The organism is Parachitinimonas caeni (assembly GCF_030129945.1).
GTDB classification, from domain to species: domain Bacteria; phylum Pseudomonadota; class Gammaproteobacteria; order Burkholderiales; family Chitinimonadaceae; genus Parachitinimonas; species Parachitinimonas caeni.
In genome coordinates, this window is sequence record NZ_JARRAF010000006.1 from 210,365 (window position 1) to 228,514 (window position 18,150).

The following is an 18,150-nucleotide window of genomic DNA, read 5'->3' on the forward strand; positions in this document are numbered from 1 at the left end:
CAATCTCCCCGGAGATATTGTGTAATACCTTTGCCTGAAGAAAATAATTTTCCGTTGTAGATAAGGAATCAGTTTGAAAGCTTTTCTGTCAACCTCCGCTTTAAAATCCTCCATTACGCTGGGCGTCATGGTGATTGCATCCACCCTATCTGGTATTGCTTCTGCAGCCGAAGCCGCTAAAGAGTCGAAACTGGAATTTCCTTTGAGTTTGCGATTGCCCATTCTGGGGCAATTTGGCCAGCGTTATGTATTGCTTGATCGGCAAGGGCATTTATTGCATGAGCCGGATGTTTCGAATATCAGCAATTTCAGACCGCTTGGCGAAAAAGTGATGCCGGTTCCGGCGAAATCTGTAAAAGAATTATGGGGTTATATGGATTTGCAAGGTAAATGGGTGATTGAACCCCAATACCTTGAGGCCCGTTCGTTTTCCGAAGATGGCATGGCCAGAGTAAAAACCAAAACCGGCTGGGGCTTTCTGGGGGCTGATCTGAAGCTGGTGATTCCGGCCAAATTTGAAGAGGTGCAAGGCATGCGCGCCGGCCGTGCTGCCTTCAAGAAGGGGGGTAAATGGGGGTTTCTGGATACCCAGGGCCAGGTCGTCATTCCCCCTCGCTTTACTGAGGTTTCGTACTTTGATGATGGCGGGCTTGCTGCCGTGTCGGTCGGGGAGAAGCACGGCTTTATCGACAAACAAGGTAAAGAGGTGGTGGCCATACGGTTTGACCGGGCCGGGCCGTTTGGTGCCAATGGCTTAGCCAGGGTGGCGCTGAAAGAGAAGTGGGGCTATGTCAACCGGCAAGGGGCGCTGGCGGTCCCGATCCGGTATGACCTGGCGCTGGATTTCGAGTCGAATGAGGTAGCGCCAGTCGAAGAAAAAGATAAATGGGGCTTGCTCAATAGCAAGGGCGAATGGGTGCTAAAACCCACCTACTCCCATATCGACGAAGTTCAGGCTGGTGGGCTGGCTGCGGTGCGGGATAGCTCTTTCAATACCGGTTTTATCGACATGCGAGGCAAGCTGGTGGTGCCAATTCAGCGCGGAATTGGCAGGCATGTGTCTGGCGGCTTGATCCGGCAGGGTGGGGAAGGTGACTCCTCTGTCAGTTACCTCGATCTGAACGGCAAACTGGCAATTAAGGGCCCGTTTGACTGGGGTAGCCACTTCAATAGCCAAGGTTTTGCTGTGGCACGACAGAAGGGAAAGTGGGGAATTCTGTCGCGGCAAGGAGGCTTCACGCCCATGCCGCGACATATCGAACCCTATTCCAATGGCGGGGATGGCTACGTCGGCTTCGACGAAGAGGGTTATTCCCCGTGGATTACGACGGATCGGGCGATTGAATGGCTTGATGGCAGTGGCAAGACCCGATTCCGGCTGGAACAGGGGCCAGGTAGCAAGCCCAAGTTGAATAGTCTGCGTCTTTCCAATGACAAAGGTGTGGTGCTGTGGGAAAACAAAGCCGTGGATGGCCAACTGGCTAGCCACCCTTACTTTGATCCCAGCCCTCTGGATCTGCTGTCAGACCCAGCCGATATGACCCAGATTGTTGCCAAGGCTCAGGCTCTATTGAAGGCTGCGCCGCGTCCGTTTGTGGCGCTGCAAGGATGGGACCGCGATCGCGATCCTTATGAGATGCCGGAAGACTCGGATGAGATTGAGGATAACCTTCGCCATGGTGCGATCAGTAATCTGGTGATCGATTACGTATCGGAAGAGTCCTGGGGTGGCTACTACTTTCTCGACGAGCAGCGTAGCGGCCAGGTCAAGACTCTTTACAAAAGCCTGAAAGCTCAGCTCGACAAGGCTTTTGGCCCTGCGGTGGCTAAACCGGAAGCGGAGGACAGTCTGGCCAATGGTGACGGCGGTATGCTGGATGTCTGGCGGATTGGTAATCAGAAGCTGGTGCTGCAATCGACTTATGCCTATGGCGATGGGGATATTACCCATCATCTGGTATTGGCGACCGTGTCGCCAAAGCCCCCTGAGAAGGCCAGGAAGAAGCGCTGAGGGGCCTTGCTGGACTGACGTATTCGTTCACGATTTCTGTAGTCAGATCATGAAAGTTCAACGCTGAAAAGGAGTCAATCCATGAATGCAGCTTCCTTCAAACGTCGGGCCGGTGGGCTTATCGTGGCGGGTTTGGCGCTGGTGGCGGCCTTGCCGGCGCAGGCCGAAATCGCGCCGGGAAGGCTGCAAGCCTGCCCCCTGTCGCCCGCAGAAATCAAGGCGGCGCTAGGCCTGGAAGTCCGTGCTGGTACGCCGACTGATATTACCGTGGGGGCGGGCAATAAGCTCCTTGGTTGCGACTACGTGGCGGTAAACGGTAACCAGCACGTTAATCTCGGGCAGTTCTGGGCACAGGCCAAGGATGTGCCAATGGCGGCTGCTTCGATGGGGCGGCAAGGGGTCGGCATGAGTGTCGAGCATCTGCGTGGCGACCCGGATCATGCCATCGTGTCGATGCGGGCCGAGCAGGATGGCTATATCAAGCTCGAATATATGCGGGAAAATGTGCTGACGACGATTTCAGTTGTCGGTAGTGTTAAAACTGATGAAATCAAACCGCGTTTACTTAAATTAAAACGTATTCCCGAATAAGGCAGCCTGGCGTTTTTGTGCCGGCGAATAGGTGATTGCGGCGCTTTGCGGATGCTTTTCAAGCTTTTGAAATAGCAGCTATTTATCCCAAGCGACTGGAAGTGCAATGTCAGCAGCGATGGGTATTCCTATGCGCAATGCTGCGGATGGGTAGGCATGGCGGCCTCTGTAAAGAGAGGCCGTTTTTATTTGGGGTTTGGTATTTCGATCGGCCAGAATATATGGCAAAGGCGATGGATCAGGCATCAATGCCAAGATGGGCGCTGGCTGAATAAACTATTTATTTAACAATTACTTAAGTGCTCTATATCCGGCATTCACCTCTGGCGAGGGTTAGCCCGGTGGCCGGTTTCAACGTACAATTGCAAGGTTAATTATCAACTGCGCTTAGCGCTTCAGGGCCCGCCGTGACACCGGACCAGTATTGTGAAGATAAAGCCGCAAAAAGCGGTTCGAGTTTTTATTACAGCTTTCGTTTTTTGCCATACGATGCCCGGCTGGCAATTACCGCACTTTATGCGTACTGCCGCGAGGTGGATGACGTCGTCGATGAGTGCCATGACGCGGATGTCGCACTGGCCAAACTCGTTTGGTGGCGGCAGGAAATCAGCCGCCTCTATGAAGGCAAACCCGAGCACCCGGTGACTCAGGCACTGCAACCGCATGTAAAGCGGCTGGATCTGCCACAGGAGCAAATGATCGAGATCATCGACGGCATGCAGATGGATCTGGAACAGGCACGCTATGCCAGCTTCAAGGATCTGAACCTGTATTGCTATCGTGTGGCGGGAGTGGTTGGCCAGTTGTCAGCCCAGATTTTTGGTTTTAGTGACCGCCAAACCCTCAAATATGCCCACGATCTTGGCATCGCTTTTCAGCTGACCAACATCATCCGCGATGTGGGGGAGGATGCGCGCCGTGGCCGCATCTACCTGCCGGTGGATGAGTTGCAGCGCTTCAATGTGCCTGCCGCCGATATCCTTGCCTATAAGGAAACCCCGGAATTTGGCGAGCTGATGAAATATCAGATCGACCGGGCGGAAAAGTACTACCAACTGGCGTTGGCGCAGCTGCCGAAGATCGACCGCAAGCGTCAGCGCTGTGGTTTGGTGATGGCGGCTATTTACCGCACCACACTTGAAGAGATCAAGCACGATGGCGTGACTCATGTCCTGAACCAACGCTTGTCGCTGACGCCGATCCGCAAACTGTGGCTGGCCTGGAAGACGTGGTGGTTCGCCTGATCAGAACCTAGAGTCCAGCCATGCCATCCCTGTCGTTCAGCCCAGCAGCGTTAGCCGTCGGCGTGGTCGTATTGCTGGCGATACTGGTGCATGGCTGGCTGGAAATGCGGCGAACCGATCAGATCATCCGGCGTCGCCGCCAGTTGCGGGCGGCACTGGAGAGCTTTGAAGTCGAACGGAATGTCATCAACGAAAACGGCGAAAAAGTCGGCTTTGTCTACGCCTACCATAATTCCCGCAAGCTGATCGAACTTGAAAACTCGATAACCGACTATGGCTCTGGTACCGCCAAGTGGTTGTTTTACCTGCCAGAACGCAAGATTTTCTTTATTCTCGAATTCATGACCATTGAGCCGCCCGGCCCGACATTGCAGTTTCTGACGACCATTCACCCCATCAAGCCCGATCGTGCCCGCCAGCTGCTGTCGAAGTTTCCTGAAATCTACAAGCGCCTGTTCCGCGAAGAGATCTGACCATGCTGTTACGAATGTCAGAGGGTACTTTTGGCCGGGCCAGCCCGGAAGCCTCGTCAGCCGGTTGAAAAAGGGCGAGCACATCCACCTCCAGCAACGGACCTTTACCCTGAATTCCCTATGAAGCCCACACAGACCTCCCGTGTAGCGATTATTGGTGGCGGCTATGCCGGCATGGCAGCAGCGGTTGAGCTGGCGGCGGCTGGCCGGCAGGTGGCCGTATTCGAAGCTGGCAAGGTACTCGGAGGCCGCGCTCGGCGGCTCGATGTCGATGGATTGGTGCTCGACAATGGCCAGCATCTGGTAGTGGGGGCCTACCGTGAGCTGCTACGGTTGATGACCCAGGTTGGGATTGATGAAGCCAGCGCCTTCCTGCGCCAACCACTGGACTTGTCACTGCATGGTCAGTTCAGCCTGCGTTGCCCACGCCTGCCTGCCCCGCTGCATGTCGCTGCGGCGCTGTTGTTTGCCAGAGGACTCAGCCTGAGTGAGCGCTGGCAGATTGTCCGGGCGATGGAGGCGGCCAAGCGCAGCGGCTACCGACTGCAACAGGACTGCAGCGTGGCGCAATGGGTTACCGATACGGGACAAAGCCCACAGGTTCTGCAGCGGATGTGGGAGCCATTGACGCTGGCAGCGCTGAATACCCCGGTCAACGTCGCTTCGGCGCAGGTTTTGCTGAACGTGCTGCGCGACAGCCTGGGTGCCAGCCGCGCGGCCTCCGATTTCCTGCTGCCCCGGCTTGATCTTTCCACGACTTTTCCAGATGCGGCTGCGCGCTATATCGAACAGCGGGGCGGGCAAGTCCGGCTGGGCGTCATGGCTCGTCATCTGCAGCGGTTGGATGATGGTTGGCAGTTTGAGGGGAGCGATGGTCAAACTTTCGATACCCTGATCTGTGCCTTGCCGCCGCATCGGGCCAGCATGCTGCTGGGCGCTTTGCCCCCGCTTTCTGGCTTGTGTGCGCAACTGGATAACTGGCATTACCAGCCCATTTATACCGTCTACCTGCGCTATCCACCGCAATGCCGGCTACCCAAGCCGATACAGGGCATGTTGGGGGGGTATGTGCAGTGGCTGTTCGATCGCAGCGATACGCATGGCCAACCCGGCGTTCTGGCTGCTGTTATCAGCGCCGATGGGCCGCATGCCCAGCTTGGCAGGGATGCGCTGGCCAAGGCTGTAGCGGCCGAGATCCGTGCGGCGTTTCCTGGCTTTGCCGCGCCCCTGTGGCATCAGGTCATTGCCGAGAAACGCGCCACCTTCGCCTGTACGCCCGGCCTGCAACGCCCGGCCAATGCAACGGGCTTGCCTGGCTTGTGGTTGGCGGGCGACTACACGGCAGGGGATTACCCGGCAACGCTGGAAGGCGCAGTAAGGAGCGGGGTGCAGGCGGCAGGACTCATTCTGCAGTCACTGCAATAGATTGGAGCGGAATACGGCATGCGGGCGTTGAGCGCTGAATAAGCTATTCAGTCTCCCAAACCTCCGCTGCCTCGCCAAATTCCAGTTCCAGCGCAATTCTGACCAGCGCGGGATAGGCAAACCAATATTGGCGGCGCAGCGCATCGCGTACCCATTCGCGGCCATACATTTCAGAATAATGGTCGATTTCCCAGGCTGGCAGTTTCTGCCTGTCCAGCCTTCGTAATTGGCGACGATGGCGCTTCATCATCTTGCTGAATTGGCCTGCGGTATGGATCTCCCAACTCATCAATTCCGGTACCAATTCATCAAAACAATCTTCCGCATAATCGTTCCGTTTCGGAAAAAAGCTGGAAAGGATTTTGTGGATTAAATGGCCGGTTAATGGCTGATTTGCCAACCGCTGGCGGGCCGAATGGTTACGGGCTGCCGCTGGGTTCAGCGATCGAATCTCGATGTTGGCAAAGCGGACAACAGAATTCATGGTCGTATCAACCTCACAACAGAGCCGGCGGTGCTGGGTATCCCCAGTGGGCCGGGTTTAGAGACCGGCCATTTGGCGGTAGATGCAATCCCCAAAACACCAGGCCACAGCATCTGGCAAAAATAGTGCCTAACGGATTTATTTATAGCAGTTGATTTGCAGATCGTTGGCCAATTCAAATAGGCCATATGACAGAGATCGATGCGGGTAATTTTTCGTCAGGCGCGGTAGTAAATGAACGCTTCGGTCAGATCAGTCTGGCGGTATTTTGTGATTTTCAAATGGCCATACGGCAGGTGGTCGCCAACCGCTATCCGCTATTTAGGCGGGTATTTTGTGGCAAGGGAAATCACAGAATTAGCGCCAATCAAATCGTAATCAATGCTGAGTAAAGTTCTGATAAATCAGATGTATACGAAACTTTACGGCAGGGGTGTAATTGCTCGGTTGGTACGTGGCCGGGAGAAGCTTCTCCCTCCCGGCTGCCGGGTTTTACCGGAAGGCGGCCTGGCGCTGCGCTGCAGAGCGCTTGCATGGAATGACTACGCGGCGCGCGACGCCTTGCTCCAGGCCGTCTTCCGACGAAGCCGGCAAAACGCGGCTGCCAACCTCACGTCAACAGAACTTAGAGTTGACCTGCGATGGTCAAAACATCCGGCAGGGGATTGCCTCGCTCGGCACAGTCGGCAATGGCCGCCTGCATCGGTGCGATGTCGATGCCGCGTTCGGCCAGCCAGGCATCGTTGTAATAGCTATGGCAATAACGCTCGCCGCTATCACAAAGAATGGTAACGATGGAGCCTTGTTCGCCCCGTGCCGCCATGGCGTGGGCTAGCAGCAAGACGCCGACGAAGTTGGTACCCGTCGAGCCGCCAACCTTGCGACCGAGTTTGGCTGCGAGGTAGCGCATGGCGGCAAAAGACAAGGCATCCGGGATCTTGACCATGGCGTCGATGATGTCCGGCATGAACGAGGCTTCGTACTTCGGCCGGCCAATGCCTTCAACGCGTGAACCGCAAGGTAACGTTTGCAGCGGGTCGCGGTTACGGAAGTAGTCGAAGAACACCGAGTGCTCCGGGTCGCAGCACAATACTTGCGTGGCGAGTTGCCGATAGCGGATGTAGCGGCCCAGCGTGGCAGTGGTGCCGCCGGTGCCGGCGCTGGCGACAATCCAGGCCGGTACCGGCTGTGGTTCCAGCCGCATCTGGCTGAAAGTGGCCTCTGCGATATTGTTGTTGGAACGCCAGTCGGTGGCCCGCTCGGCGTAGGTGAACTGGTCCATGAAATGTCCACCGGTTTCGCCGGCAATCCTCGCCGACTCGGCGGAAATCTGACCAGGATCGTCCACCAGATGGCAACGGCCGCCATAAAACTCGATGGCGGCGATTTTGTCGGGGGAGGTCGAACGTGGCATCACCGCGACGAAAGGCAATCCAAGCAGCCTGGCAAAGTAGGCTTCAGACACAGCGGTCGAACCACTGGAGGCTTCGACCACCGTGCTTTTCTCATGCAGCCAGCCATTGCACAGGGCGTACAGGAAGAGGGACCGGGCGAGCCGATGCTTGAGACTGCCGGTGGGGTGGCTGGATTCGTCCTTCAGATAAATGTCGATTCCTGGATAGGCTGGTAGCTTGAGCGGGATCAGATGGGTATCGGCGGATCGGTTGAAGTCTGCCTCGATCTTGCGGATGGCTTCACATACCCATTGCTGGCGCTGCGACATACTGTGCTCCTGTCTTGAATTTTTCTGGAAGGTAACCCGCCAAGCTTAACCGGCTGAGCTGCGGCTGACGATGGTGTCGATCCCTATCAGCCTGCAGTGGTGGCGGGTTGGTTTAGCCCCAGCAAATTGCCGAAGGGGTCGCACAGCAGGCACACCTGTTCGCCCAGATCGGTGGTGCCGGGGCCGCGCAACAGGACGGCGCCTGTGGCTTCCAGATGGGCGAGGGCGGCATCCAGCCTTTCGACCTGCCAGTAGACGGCCGCGCCACCCGTACTACTGGCATTTTTGGCGTCGGCGGGATGAAAGCCAAGCGTTACCTCTGGCAGGCGGATAAAGGCGTAGCGGGGGTTCTCGTATTCGACGGCAGCCCCAAACAGCGTGCCATACCACTGCGCCGCCGCATCAATGTCCGCGACAAAATAAACCACTTCCCGAATATGGGGTTTCAAACCGAACGATGTATTCATGATGCCTCTCCTGTTGGGGTCGGGTCATACAGATGTTCGGGTTGATGCAGCGCCATGATGTCGCCACATGGCATAAACCCTGCCCGACCATAGAAAGCCTGCACGTCTTCATCGGCGCGCAGCATGATGCGCCAGACCGGCAGAGCCGCCAGCAAGCGTTGCAGCATCTGCTGGCCCACCCCCTGTTTCTGATAATCCGGGTGAACGGCCACATCGTAGATGAAAGCATGGTATTCGCCATCGCTGATGGCTCGGCTGGCGCCAATCAGCCGGTCGCCATCGTAAGCGAGGGATACCTGCTGGCTGTTCAGGAAGGCACGGCGAATCTTGTCGCCCACTCGGCCACCGAGATCGGCGGCGCGGAACAGGTCTTCCAGTTCCTTGGCCGAAACGTTGAGACTGGTGTTGCGGTAGTGAATGTTGCTACGAGTCGGCATGGGTGTCGTGTTGGTTGTTTTGAAAAGAACGCGGCCAGGATGTTCAGACAAATGATGGCTTCGGGCAAGCATCAGGCAGGCCGCGATACGGGTTGACCTCCTGTCGCCTGCCGCCGTCTGCCCGCTGGCGCGTGCTAGAACAATAAGAACAGCATGAGAAGGCTGCTTGGCGTCTTGTCGGAAAAAGGGGGGATCATGAGAAAGTGGATATTGACGCTGGTGGCCCTCACGTCGGCAATGCTGCAAAGCGTGGCGGCGGAGACGGTCCGGCTATGTTACGACGAAGAGGAGGTCTATCCCTGGCGGATGACAGGCAAGGTCGGACTGGATTTCGTACAACTCAAGCAGCTGGAGCGGCTGACGGCTGTCCGCCTCGAACTGGAACCCTTGCCCTGGAAGCGCTGCCAGCATGAATTGAAGGAAAACCGCTGGGATGGCGCAGTCGCCGCCAGCTTCCGACCAGAACGCCTGGAAATGGGCGTGTACCCGATGAAAGACGGCAAGCCGGATAACAATCTGCGGATGCGGACCGAGAGCTACAGCCTGTTTCGGCTGGTGGGCACCACCCCATCGTGGGATGGCAAGGAATTCAGTGGCATCAGTGGGCCGATCGGTGCTCAGCTCGGATACTCGGTGGTGGAGATGCTGACATCCGCCAAGCTGCAGGTGGATTCCGGCACACGCAGCGCTGACGACAATCTGCGCAAACTGCTGGCCAAGCGGGTAGTGGCCGTGGCGTTGACCACGCAGGAGGGCGAGCAGTCGATTGAGGCAAGAAACGAATTTCGTGGCCGTATTGAGCGGGTAAACCCACCGTTGACGGAAAAAGCCTACTTCCTGATTTTCTCCAAGGACTTCTATGCCCGGAATGAGACCCTGGCCAAGCAGCTATGGAACCAGCTGCCTGCTGCCAGAGAGTCGGAAGATTACAAACGTGCGTTTGCGATGTTCCGTCAGAACTGAACGCCGGCCAGCCCGAGTTGCCGGCCGGCGTGCATGGCAGAGCCTTCGCCGGTGCTGTACGGCGAATGTTTAGCGTGGTGGTTTGTCCGCCACGTAGCCGCCATTGGTCATATCACCCGTCAGGTAGACCGGGCTTTGCTGGCGACGGAAGGTTTCGTTCAGCTCACTCTGCAAGCGGCTGAGCACGGTGGTGTCCATGACCTCGCCGCCTTCCTTTTTGACCACCAGCACGTAGTGCCAGCTGTCAGCGGTTTCGTCGCTGTCGGCATCGTCCCAGACCAGCAGGCGGCTGCCGCCGCTGTTGTCGTTGGTCAGCATCACTTCATTGCGCAGGTTTGAAGGTTGATTACTGGTGGTGAGGTTTTCCACTACCCATTTTTCGGTGATGGCTGCCGCCGCACCGCTACCGAATTCGGTGGGCAGGAACAGCTCAGTCGGGGCTTCGCTCTTGCGACCACGCCACACCAGCAAACCCCAGCGTTGATTGCGGAAGTACTCGCGCCCACCGATTGCCGGCCGCAGGGCCAGCCAGTTCAAGGGCTCATTCCAGGCGCTACGGGCGATGGCGTTGTAATGAAAGGCCATGATGCTGCCCTGTGCCTTGCGCGGGTAGACACGCTCGATATTGCGGCCGTCAATGTTGTACATGACATACCCGACGAAGGTGAGGATGGCCGAGAAATCCTCGTTATTCCAGCCGTCGGTTTTCTGCTGGATCTTGGATGGGTTGTCATTCTGGGCTTCATTATGCTGGTTGTAATACCAGTCCCAGTGCCATTGAGTGCCCGAGAGCGGCGGTGAATAGGCGTCGGCCATGCGATCCTTGGTAGAGCGGAACGCATCGCTGGTTTCCAGACCCTGATACATGGCCGCAATCGTGCGGTTGGTATCCTTGGGGCCCGTCCCCCGGTTGAACATGCCGAATTCCGAAACAAATGCCGGCATGCCCATCCAGCGCGCCTCATCGCGGATCTGGTGCATATGGGTGAGATAGCTGCCGTTGTTGACGGGACGAACGTCCACCCCTTGCCGGCCGGCATCGTAGAAATGCGAATTGAACACAAAACCGCTGGCAGGTTTATCCGTCAAATGGTGGCCGCCCGTTGCCGGTGCCACGATACCGGCATTGGTATTCCAGAACACCAGTGGCTCGGCGTAGACCGGCTTGCTCTGCCAGCCGATGTCATTCATTCTCGCCCGCACCTTGCGGTAGAACGGCCACAGCTTTTCGTTATCCCAGCGCGCGGGTGTCAGCCCTTCCATGCCGCCGTCAATCGGCTCGTTGAGCGGATCAACACCCAGAATGTAGCCAAACTCTGCGTCTGTAAGCTTGCTACGAATGTGCTTGAGTGCCTCGCCCATCTGCCATAGATAGGCTTCCTGTGTGGGAATGAAGCCAATTGGGTTCTGGCTGAGGATTAACGCGTTGTTCCAGAAATTGCGGGCGGCGCGGCGTACCGCTTCGTCGGTCAGATTGTGCTGGCCCCAATGGGCGCAAACGATACCGCAGTATTCCGCTGGATACCCGCCACCCTTGATCACCCAGGCCGGCGCACCATTGCCGGTATGCCAGGAGTTGGCGTTGAACAGGTGGCGCGATTGCAAGTCTTGATGCCAATCCAGCAACACATACATCTTCTGGTCAATGGCGGCGCGGATCTGCTCGGTGACATCATTCAGATACGTGGTGTCGGTCTTGAGGAATGTGGGGTTTACTCCCTCCCAGCTCATCAGAAAGCGGATCACATTCGAGCCGCTGCGCAAGCGCATGGCGGCAAGCGACGCCTTGGCATCGTTGACATGACGAAACGGCTTGAAGCCGGACTCCTTCAACTTGGCTGAGCCCGAAATGTTCCAGCCACGCAATACCGTTTCGCGACCCAGGCCATCCTGCAGCACTTTGTCGGTGACATTGATGCCGCCGTTGTTGTAGGCCTTGTCTACAACCGTTAAAGGAATCGCGCGCGGGTCGCGGTCGAAATCAAGGGTGTGGTTGACCTGTGGTGCCAAGGCCAGGGCGATGCTGATTGCGGCAATACTCATGTCTCATCGGTCCTCGTGGTTATTATGCTTTGAAAGCTTACTGTCAGCTTTCGGCGCCAGTGTGCCAGCATCAGAGAAGCGAGAGGATTGCCCATACGGATAGGTTGGGCCAGAAAACGTGAAATTCTGGAAGATAAATAAAATCAGAAGCTTACTTTGGATAAATCGTCTGACAATATGGGTGATGAATAAGTTGGTTTCGTCTTGTTTTGGACTATTGCCAGACAATTAGCCGGGAGGGGCTTTGACTCGGCTGGCTTCCAATAGGTGGGCCATACGGGTGCTTAGCTTGAGCAAGCGCTCATCCTTGGGCCGGATACGCGACGCATCCTGCAGCACGCTACGTGCCTCGGTAACCAGATCCGCCTGATAACCGTTCTTCTCCAGATGCTCCAGCATGACATGCGCCGTATTCAGCAATACGCGCAGATTAGTGGGCATGGCGGTTTTGGCATTGCGTAGCCACTCCACCGCCTCATCCAGCTTGCCTTCGCGTGCCAGCATCACGCCTTTGGCCATCATGTCGCTGGCTTCCTTGCGTGTCGATTCGACCAGCGCATTGCCCGCTTCTTCCATGCCAGCGCCCGTAAAGACCGACTGAACTTTCTCCAGCAGTTTCTGATCGTCATGATTGTTTTTAACCAGACCCTGCAACAGCGCCTGCGCCTGCTCACGCTGCTCCTGCGTGCCTTCGGCAAACAACAGGGTGGCCAGCTCCAGCGAGGTGTTCTCATCCAGCGGTGAGAAGTGTGTATTCAGCATATGACCAAGCGCTACGGCGACGGCTTTGGCTTGCACTGGTTGTTGATTGCGCTGATAAACCTGCCCCTCGACGATTTTGGCCTGAATCTGCACGGTTGGCCCGGTAAACGTCTTTTGCAGCGTGGTCAGCACCTGTAGCGCCTCTTCGGGTGAGCCCTTGGCGCTACAGGTCTTGGCCAGACCAATAAACGAATCGGGAGACTTGAATACCGAGAATTCGCCAATTGCCACGCTTTTCCGAAAGGCTTTTTCTGCCGATTCCAGATCGCCGGATTCCAAGGCTAATTCCCCCAACAAGCGCTGGCGCGCAGTGGAATTCGGAGATAACTGAATAGCGCGGTCCAGCAATAATTTGGCTTCGGCTGCCATGCCTTGCAACTGCAAAACCCTGGCCTGTAAATCGTATGCTTCGAGATAGGCGGGGTGGTCAATCAATACCGAATGCAATAACTGCTCCGCCTCGGCCAGATTACCTTTTTCCATCAGAATCCGCGCCAATCCAGCCTTGGCCCAGGGGAAGTCACGCCGGTTCAAAATCAGCTGATATAACTCTGCGGCCTGATCCATTTCACCGAGATTAATCAGAATGCCGATTTTCAGCCGCATTAATTCGACGGCATTGACTTTATCGACGGCAATTCGCTCACTGCAAAGGCGCAATGCCTTGCTGAAATTGCGCGCGCGCAAAGCGTAATCAATTTCCTGAAACGCGCTTTTCTTGGCCCAGATTTTTTCCAGGCGGGCAAAAATCAAGGCCGCCGTAACGGGTTTGATCAAATAAGCATCGGGTTGATATTCCACCGCACCAAACACCGCATCGTTGGTTTTCTCGCCGGTAATCATGATCCAGGCACAGGCCGGGCCGATCAGCCCCCGTACCTTGGCTTCTTCCAGCACCTGCTGGCCATTGCGGCCAGGGCCCAGGTTGTAATCACATAACACAACGTCGTAATGATGTTTGGACAGGCGGGAAATGGCTTCGCCGCCATTCACACACAAATCAATGGTCCCGGCATTTTTCTGGTGCAGGATATCGCGCAACATACTGCGCATGCCCTGAAAATCATCCACCACCAGAAAGCTCAGACCTGAGTAATCATCCCCGGATGCCCACATGGCTGCCTCATCCTGCTGACTTCGCCCGATTATCGTGTCTCGGCCATTCGGTGCAGGCCAAGCTTATTTGATTATTGGCGCTGGTGGCCCGATCGCAAGCGACTTGGCAGTTTGTCCGGAAGTTTGACGGCCCCGGCAACATGCCAAGGCGCCAGAATGCTGGAGTGGCGGACGAGGTAATCAGGGAAAGCCGCAGGGTAAAACCTGCACCAGAACCCAGGTTCGGTTGAGGTGTGATTTCCGGATCGCGGGCCGGGTCGATTTTGGGGCGTGGCGCTGTAGGGCTCGTTCATTTCGCTCACCAAACCGCACCCACCCGGTCTGGCCCTGCCCCAAAACCTGGTTCGGCACGACCGGAAACAAAACGTCAACAGAGCCTAAGGCAAAACCAGAATGAATACGCCGCCACCCAAGCTACCACCATTTTCCAGCGCAACCCGCCCGGATTCCGCGCCGTGGCGATGCAAACCCGCCACCACAGAAGCGAAATACAAGCCCAGACCCGTACCGCTATTGTGCTGGCTATTCAGGCTCAGGCTGCCAGGGGGTGTTTCGAGCATGCTGGCCGGGTAACCGGCGCCATCGTCCTCAATCCGCAACTCCAGCCGCCGCGCATGTTCGCGTACCAGTAAGCGGATCTTGCTGCGGGTGTACTTGCTGGCATTATTGAGCGCATGCGCCACCACGCTCGAAATCAGATACTCATCGAAAGTCCAGACAAGATCGTCATCCACCTCCACCTCAATGGCGACAGCCGCAGACCGGAGTACCGCATCCTGATGCGCCAGCACTTCGTCGATGAAGTCAGTTAGCAGGTGATCCTGCGGATCGAACGGATAAGACGACATGCCAAGCTTATAGAGCGTGAGCAAATGCGTGAGGTTGCCATTCATGCGCTTGACCTCATAAAACATCTGCCCGACGTCCCGATAAGCCTCCCCACCCGGCACCCCCGGCGGCGGCAACAACTGCTCCATCGCAGCCGCCAGCACCGTGATCGAGTTCTTCATGTCATGCACCGCCGAAAACAGAAAGGTTTCGAGGTTGGGATCGACGGCTTTCACATCTCGACTCCTAGCTGAGGAATTGTTCGGGGGATGAATTCATGCCTGAATCATAGTTCGAAAATATGAAGTAAGCTGGAGCACGGAAAATGCGGCTAAACGGTAGATTTGGGTGAAAACAGAAATGATTGGTACCTAAGTTCAACTCATGGCTTTTTTAATGCATGAGGTTTTTGGCTTGAGATACCAATCTTCCAGGAGCTAATGATATTTACGTTGATTTACTGGAAAGGAATTTTTGCAGCAGCATGAAATCAACAGAATGTGTCCCTTCGGCAATATAGCGGGTGACTAGTTGATCATAGAGTTTCAAGGGCTGTTTGACCTGGTGGGTAGACTCAATGCCATTCCCCGTTCCAAGCCAAATTGAGCGGTCACTTTGCGCTGAGTCCAGGAAGAATAGGCACCACGATTTTGCATGGTCATGGGCAATTACCACCAGCTCATCCAGTGATTGCATAGATGGGAATAGTTTTTTCAGGCTGGATTTTGATTTCTTTGAAACAAATCCCTCTATGGTGGTTAAAAAATAAGGATCAAATGCACTTGCATAAACATCGGCCAGGGTCAAATTTGCAAAATCTTGCGAGTAATTGATTTTGAAACTGGATGTCAGGTCTGCCAAGCCTTGTAATTCCGACGGGAAGTTCTGGATTCGCTGAGGGTAACTACCCAGACGACTAGCTGTATCGTGCATACAAAAGCTACAAAAACCGCTAGGTGTTTCCAGTATGAGATATAGCTTCCCTGCAGATTCGGGGCTGCTGGGGAAGCGCATATCAACAAAATACGCCGTGTCGGAATACCGTTCCAGTAGGTTGAAAGTGTTGGGAGCAATGGGTTTGAGTGGTGCAAGTCCTGCCACAACGCTTTCGGACAGGCGCGCAAGCGTTTCTGCTGCGACATCGCTGGTAGCGCTGTATAGCGCTACCAGCTCTGGTGTCAGGGCAGGAAACTTTTGCCATAGTGACCACGCATCATTGGTCAGATCAGGTTCCAGTTTCAAGATTTCTCCCATTCGAATCAGGCTTTACCAAGCCCGAGTTTGCTATTGATCAAATCCTGCAGTTGTCGCTGCATATCCATTTGTTGCCTCAGTAAGTCCCTTTGATAAGCAGGATTGATTTGCATGCGAGTTGGGCTTCCCTTGGTTTCCGGGAAGCTGCTCCATGCGTTGCCCAGCAAGTCACCTTTTGATGAGTTGATCCATTTGGGCAGCACTTGCAAGTTTGGCCCGTGGCTGAGGACTTCTTCCAGCTGATTGGGGGTAAGTTTATTCACATTATCCAGACTCAAGATTTTGCTGACCGGGAAGATGTGATCGACGCTCACTGCATCGCGACCAATATACTCAAGTTTGTTTGTTGCGGGGTTGATGTATTTGAACATGCCGCTTGCTTTGTCATAAGCGTTAGCAAACATCTCCTTGGTGGGCCCAGGCAATGAAATTTTGATTGCCCAATCAAGCTCCAGATCTAGCTTCTTCAGATGGGTTTTGCTCAGAATACGCCAAGCTTGTTGTCCCGGCTTTAACTGGAAGGCAACTTCCATCGCACGAGCCCCATCTCCCTCCCCCGAGTACATAGTGGGTTGAGCACTTGCTGATGAGAACATCGAGGCCAGGTCGTTGATGGTAGCCAATCCTTGCAAAGCATTGATTACCTTGCCTACCTTGCTGCCCATCGCAACGATGCTTGCCGCACGTTCGCCAGCGCCTAGTTCCCGCAAGAAGCCAACGGCGGCTTCCGCACCTTGTGCTTCAGCACTGGCTCCAGCAGTCATGAGCATCAGGCCAATCTGGGCAGCCCCCCCTGCACCCCACGCACCCAGCTCAGCCTTGGGGCGCGTGGCCAAGTAGCTCTCGCCAAGGTTGTATACCACCTTTCTAAAGTCAGCATCGGTCCGTAGCTGTTCGACCAGCGGCGCAACGGTCTGATACATCCCCACCAGTTTGCCGGGTAAACCTTCCAGCTTTTCAGGGTGAGTGACGAGATCCCATACCGACTTGCTGGTATCAACGATGGTGTTGTACAGGCCGTTCATTGCACCGCCAACACCAACCCTGGCTTTGTCTATGAGTGACAAAGAGTCGTAGATGGCATCTTCTCGCAGCTTGGTGTCCAGCCATTCATGGGTTTGCGCACTGAGTGCTTTACGCGCCTCTAAAAGCATCGACAAGCGGGCGCGCTCCATCTGCTTTGGACTTACCCCGCCAATCCCAGTAGGCAAGCCATCGTCGTCGGTCAGAACCAGCAATCCGTTCTTGCCGATTGGGCGGTTTTCGGAAGAACCACCCATAGCCATCATGCTGAATTCGGGTTGACCAAATTGGGCAACCTTTCGTCCCCCTTCCAGGTTGGGGCGCATTTGCAGTAAAGACTCCATCCAGCGTTGCTGTTCGGCATTCAGCGCGACACTGGCGGCCTGTTGCGGCAGGGCGCCTGCGCGTCTTGCCTGGCCGTAAACGTCGGCATACTGATCTGCAACCGTCGAGAGCTCGGCCCGCAACACCAACTCATTGGCAATGGCATCACCAAATGCATTGGTTGCGATCTGGGCCATGTCCAGCTTGCCCTTGCCGTTAACGGCAATCTGCGCTACCTGGTTGACTACACCACTTGCCAATCCATTGATGACCCTGGCGGCGAGGGGTGAGCTGGAAGCCAGATCTGATACACCCGAGACACCATTGGCGCCGACGGTGCCGAATATTCCTTCACTGATGCTTTGAGTAACCGGTGCCGCAATCGCCGCAGCAGCCACATTGCGCCAGCTGAAGCTGCCAAGACCGGCGGCAGACAGGATGCCCTGGCTGATGGTGGAGCTGGCGGCGGCGGTGAGCATGGTGGTGGCGGTTTTGCCATAGCCCAAGCCCTTGATGGCATCGCCAAGACCACTGGCGCCAATACCGGCGGTGACACCAGCACTGAGTGAAGCGGTGGCGACACCCTTCCAATTAATGCTGTCTTGTACGCCCATGGCGACGCCGACGGCCTGGCTGGCTACGTTGCCAACGGCGGCTGCGCCCATGGCAATGCCAATATTGCTGGTCATGGCAGCCGCTCCGGCCTGCATCACACTACCGAAGGTGGCGTTCGCCGCAGACAAGGCGCCACTGGCTGCCCCGGCCGTATACACCGTCACCACGACGGCGACGACGATCATGACGATCTGGGCGATACCGCCGCAGCCGCCGCGACCCGGTTGGGGGGGGGGAGGCGGTGGTGGCAGTTCGGGCGTGGTTTCGCCGATGAGCTTCTGCGCGTTATACGGCTTGAAGGTGTCCGAGCGGTTGGCAGCGGTGACGGTGGACGGGATCTTCAGCGTCTGGCCCGGCGTCAGGGCAT

General features: G+C 56.1%; 16 protein-coding genes. 7 read left to right on the forward strand and 9 right to left on the reverse strand.

The annotated features are described in order from the left end of the window. Nucleotides 1–73 precede the first annotated feature (73 nt). The 5 genes from PZA18_RS07585 (at nt 74) to hpnE (ending at nt 5,744) form a co-directional block, all read left to right on the forward strand. Nucleotides 74–2,011 (forward strand): WG repeat-containing protein, encoded by a 1,938-nt coding sequence (locus PZA18_RS07585; RefSeq protein WP_284100215.1) that lies wholly within the window; start codon nt 74–76, stop codon nt 2,009–2,011. An 81-nt stretch (nt 2,012–2,092) separates the two neighbouring features. Beyond that, complete coding sequence (locus PZA18_RS07590; protein ID WP_284100216.1) at nt 2,093–2,602, forward strand: hypothetical protein; 510 nt, start codon at nt 2,093–2,095, stop codon at nt 2,600–2,602. 407 nt (nt 2,603–3,009) lie between these two features. Continuing rightward, a complete protein-coding gene (gene hpnD, locus PZA18_RS07595) occupies nt 3,010–3,846 on the forward strand; it encodes a presqualene diphosphate synthase HpnD (RefSeq protein ID WP_284100217.1) in 837 nt (278 codons plus the stop codon). 20 nt (nt 3,847–3,866) lie between these two features. Next, nucleotides 3,867–4,319 carry a hypothetical protein gene (locus tag PZA18_RS07600; protein ID WP_284100218.1) on the forward strand — a complete coding sequence of 151 codons (453 nt, stop codon included), beginning with the start codon at nt 3,867–3,869 and terminating at the stop codon, nt 4,317–4,319. A 120-nt stretch (nt 4,320–4,439) separates the two neighbouring features. After that, a complete protein-coding gene (gene hpnE, locus PZA18_RS07605) occupies nt 4,440–5,744 on the forward strand; it encodes a hydroxysqualene dehydroxylase HpnE (RefSeq protein ID WP_284100219.1) in 1,305 nt (434 codons plus the stop codon). A 43-nt stretch (nt 5,745–5,787) separates the two neighbouring features. Here hpnE and PZA18_RS07610 read toward each other — a convergent pair whose 3' ends face one another. After that, nucleotides 5,788–6,228, reverse strand: coding sequence for a hypothetical protein (locus PZA18_RS07610; RefSeq protein ID WP_284100220.1), 441 nt, complete (start codon nt 6,226–6,228; stop codon nt 5,788–5,790). A 188-nt stretch (nt 6,229–6,416) separates the two neighbouring features. Between PZA18_RS07610 and PZA18_RS07615 the strand changes: the two genes are divergently transcribed. Next, nucleotides 6,417–6,620 carry a hypothetical protein gene (locus PZA18_RS07615; protein WP_284100221.1) on the forward strand — a complete coding sequence of 68 codons (204 nt, stop codon included), beginning with the start codon at nt 6,417–6,419 and terminating at the stop codon, nt 6,618–6,620. 233 nt (nt 6,621–6,853) lie between these two features. Here the strand turns inward: PZA18_RS07615 and PZA18_RS07620 are convergent, their stop codons facing one another. The 3 genes from PZA18_RS07620 to PZA18_RS07630 all read right to left on the reverse strand — a co-directional run bounded on the left by PZA18_RS07620 (nt 6,854) and on the right by PZA18_RS07630 (nt 8,855). After that, nucleotides 6,854–7,951, reverse strand: a complete 1,098-nt coding sequence (locus PZA18_RS07620) for a PLP-dependent cysteine synthase family protein (RefSeq protein WP_284100222.1) — start codon at nt 7,949–7,951, stop codon at nt 6,854–6,856. Nucleotides 7,952–8,037: 86 nt separating this feature from the next. After that, the gene (locus PZA18_RS07625) at nt 8,038–8,418 is read right to left on the reverse strand and encodes a VOC family protein (RefSeq protein WP_284100223.1); all 381 of its coding nucleotides are present in this window, start codon (nt 8,416–8,418) and stop codon (nt 8,038–8,040) included. Further along, on the reverse strand, nt 8,415–8,855 hold the full coding sequence (locus tag PZA18_RS07630) for a GNAT family N-acetyltransferase (protein WP_284100224.1): 441 nt from the start codon (nt 8,853–8,855) through the stop codon (nt 8,415–8,417). Before PZA18_RS07630 ends, PZA18_RS07625 begins: the two co-directional genes overlap by 4 nt. A gap of 195 nt (nt 8,856–9,050) precedes the next feature. On the opposite strand from PZA18_RS07630, the gene PZA18_RS07635 reads away from it, so the two are divergent. Next, entirely contained in the window at nt 9,051–9,818 is a 768-nt protein-coding gene (locus tag PZA18_RS07635; RefSeq protein WP_284100225.1) for a hypothetical protein, read from the forward strand. Nucleotides 9,819–9,887: 69 nt separating this feature from the next. Here PZA18_RS07635 and PZA18_RS07640 read toward each other — a convergent pair whose 3' ends face one another. The 5 genes from PZA18_RS07640 to PZA18_RS07660 all read right to left on the reverse strand — a co-directional run. Beyond that, the gene (locus tag PZA18_RS07640; RefSeq protein WP_284100226.1) at nt 9,888–11,861 is read right to left on the reverse strand and encodes a cellulase family glycosylhydrolase; all 1,974 of its coding nucleotides are present in this window, start codon (nt 11,859–11,861) and stop codon (nt 9,888–9,890) included. Nucleotides 11,862–12,089: 228 nt separating this feature from the next. Then, the gene (locus PZA18_RS07645) at nt 12,090–13,739 is read right to left on the reverse strand and encodes a tetratricopeptide repeat protein (protein WP_284100227.1); all 1,650 of its coding nucleotides are present in this window, start codon (nt 13,737–13,739) and stop codon (nt 12,090–12,092) included. Between the two features lie 377 nt (nt 13,740–14,116). Then, a complete protein-coding gene (locus tag PZA18_RS07650; RefSeq protein WP_284100228.1) occupies nt 14,117–14,803 on the reverse strand; it encodes a sensor histidine kinase in 687 nt (228 codons plus the stop codon). 211 nt (nt 14,804–15,014) lie between these two features. Further along, nucleotides 15,015–15,809 carry a hypothetical protein gene (locus tag PZA18_RS07655; protein WP_284100229.1) on the reverse strand — a complete coding sequence of 265 codons (795 nt, stop codon included), beginning with the start codon at nt 15,807–15,809 and terminating at the stop codon, nt 15,015–15,017. A gap of 17 nt (nt 15,810–15,826) precedes the next feature. Next, the coding region (locus tag PZA18_RS07660; RefSeq protein WP_284100230.1) for a hypothetical protein at nt 15,827–18,150 on the reverse strand (2,324 nt) is incomplete at its 5' end.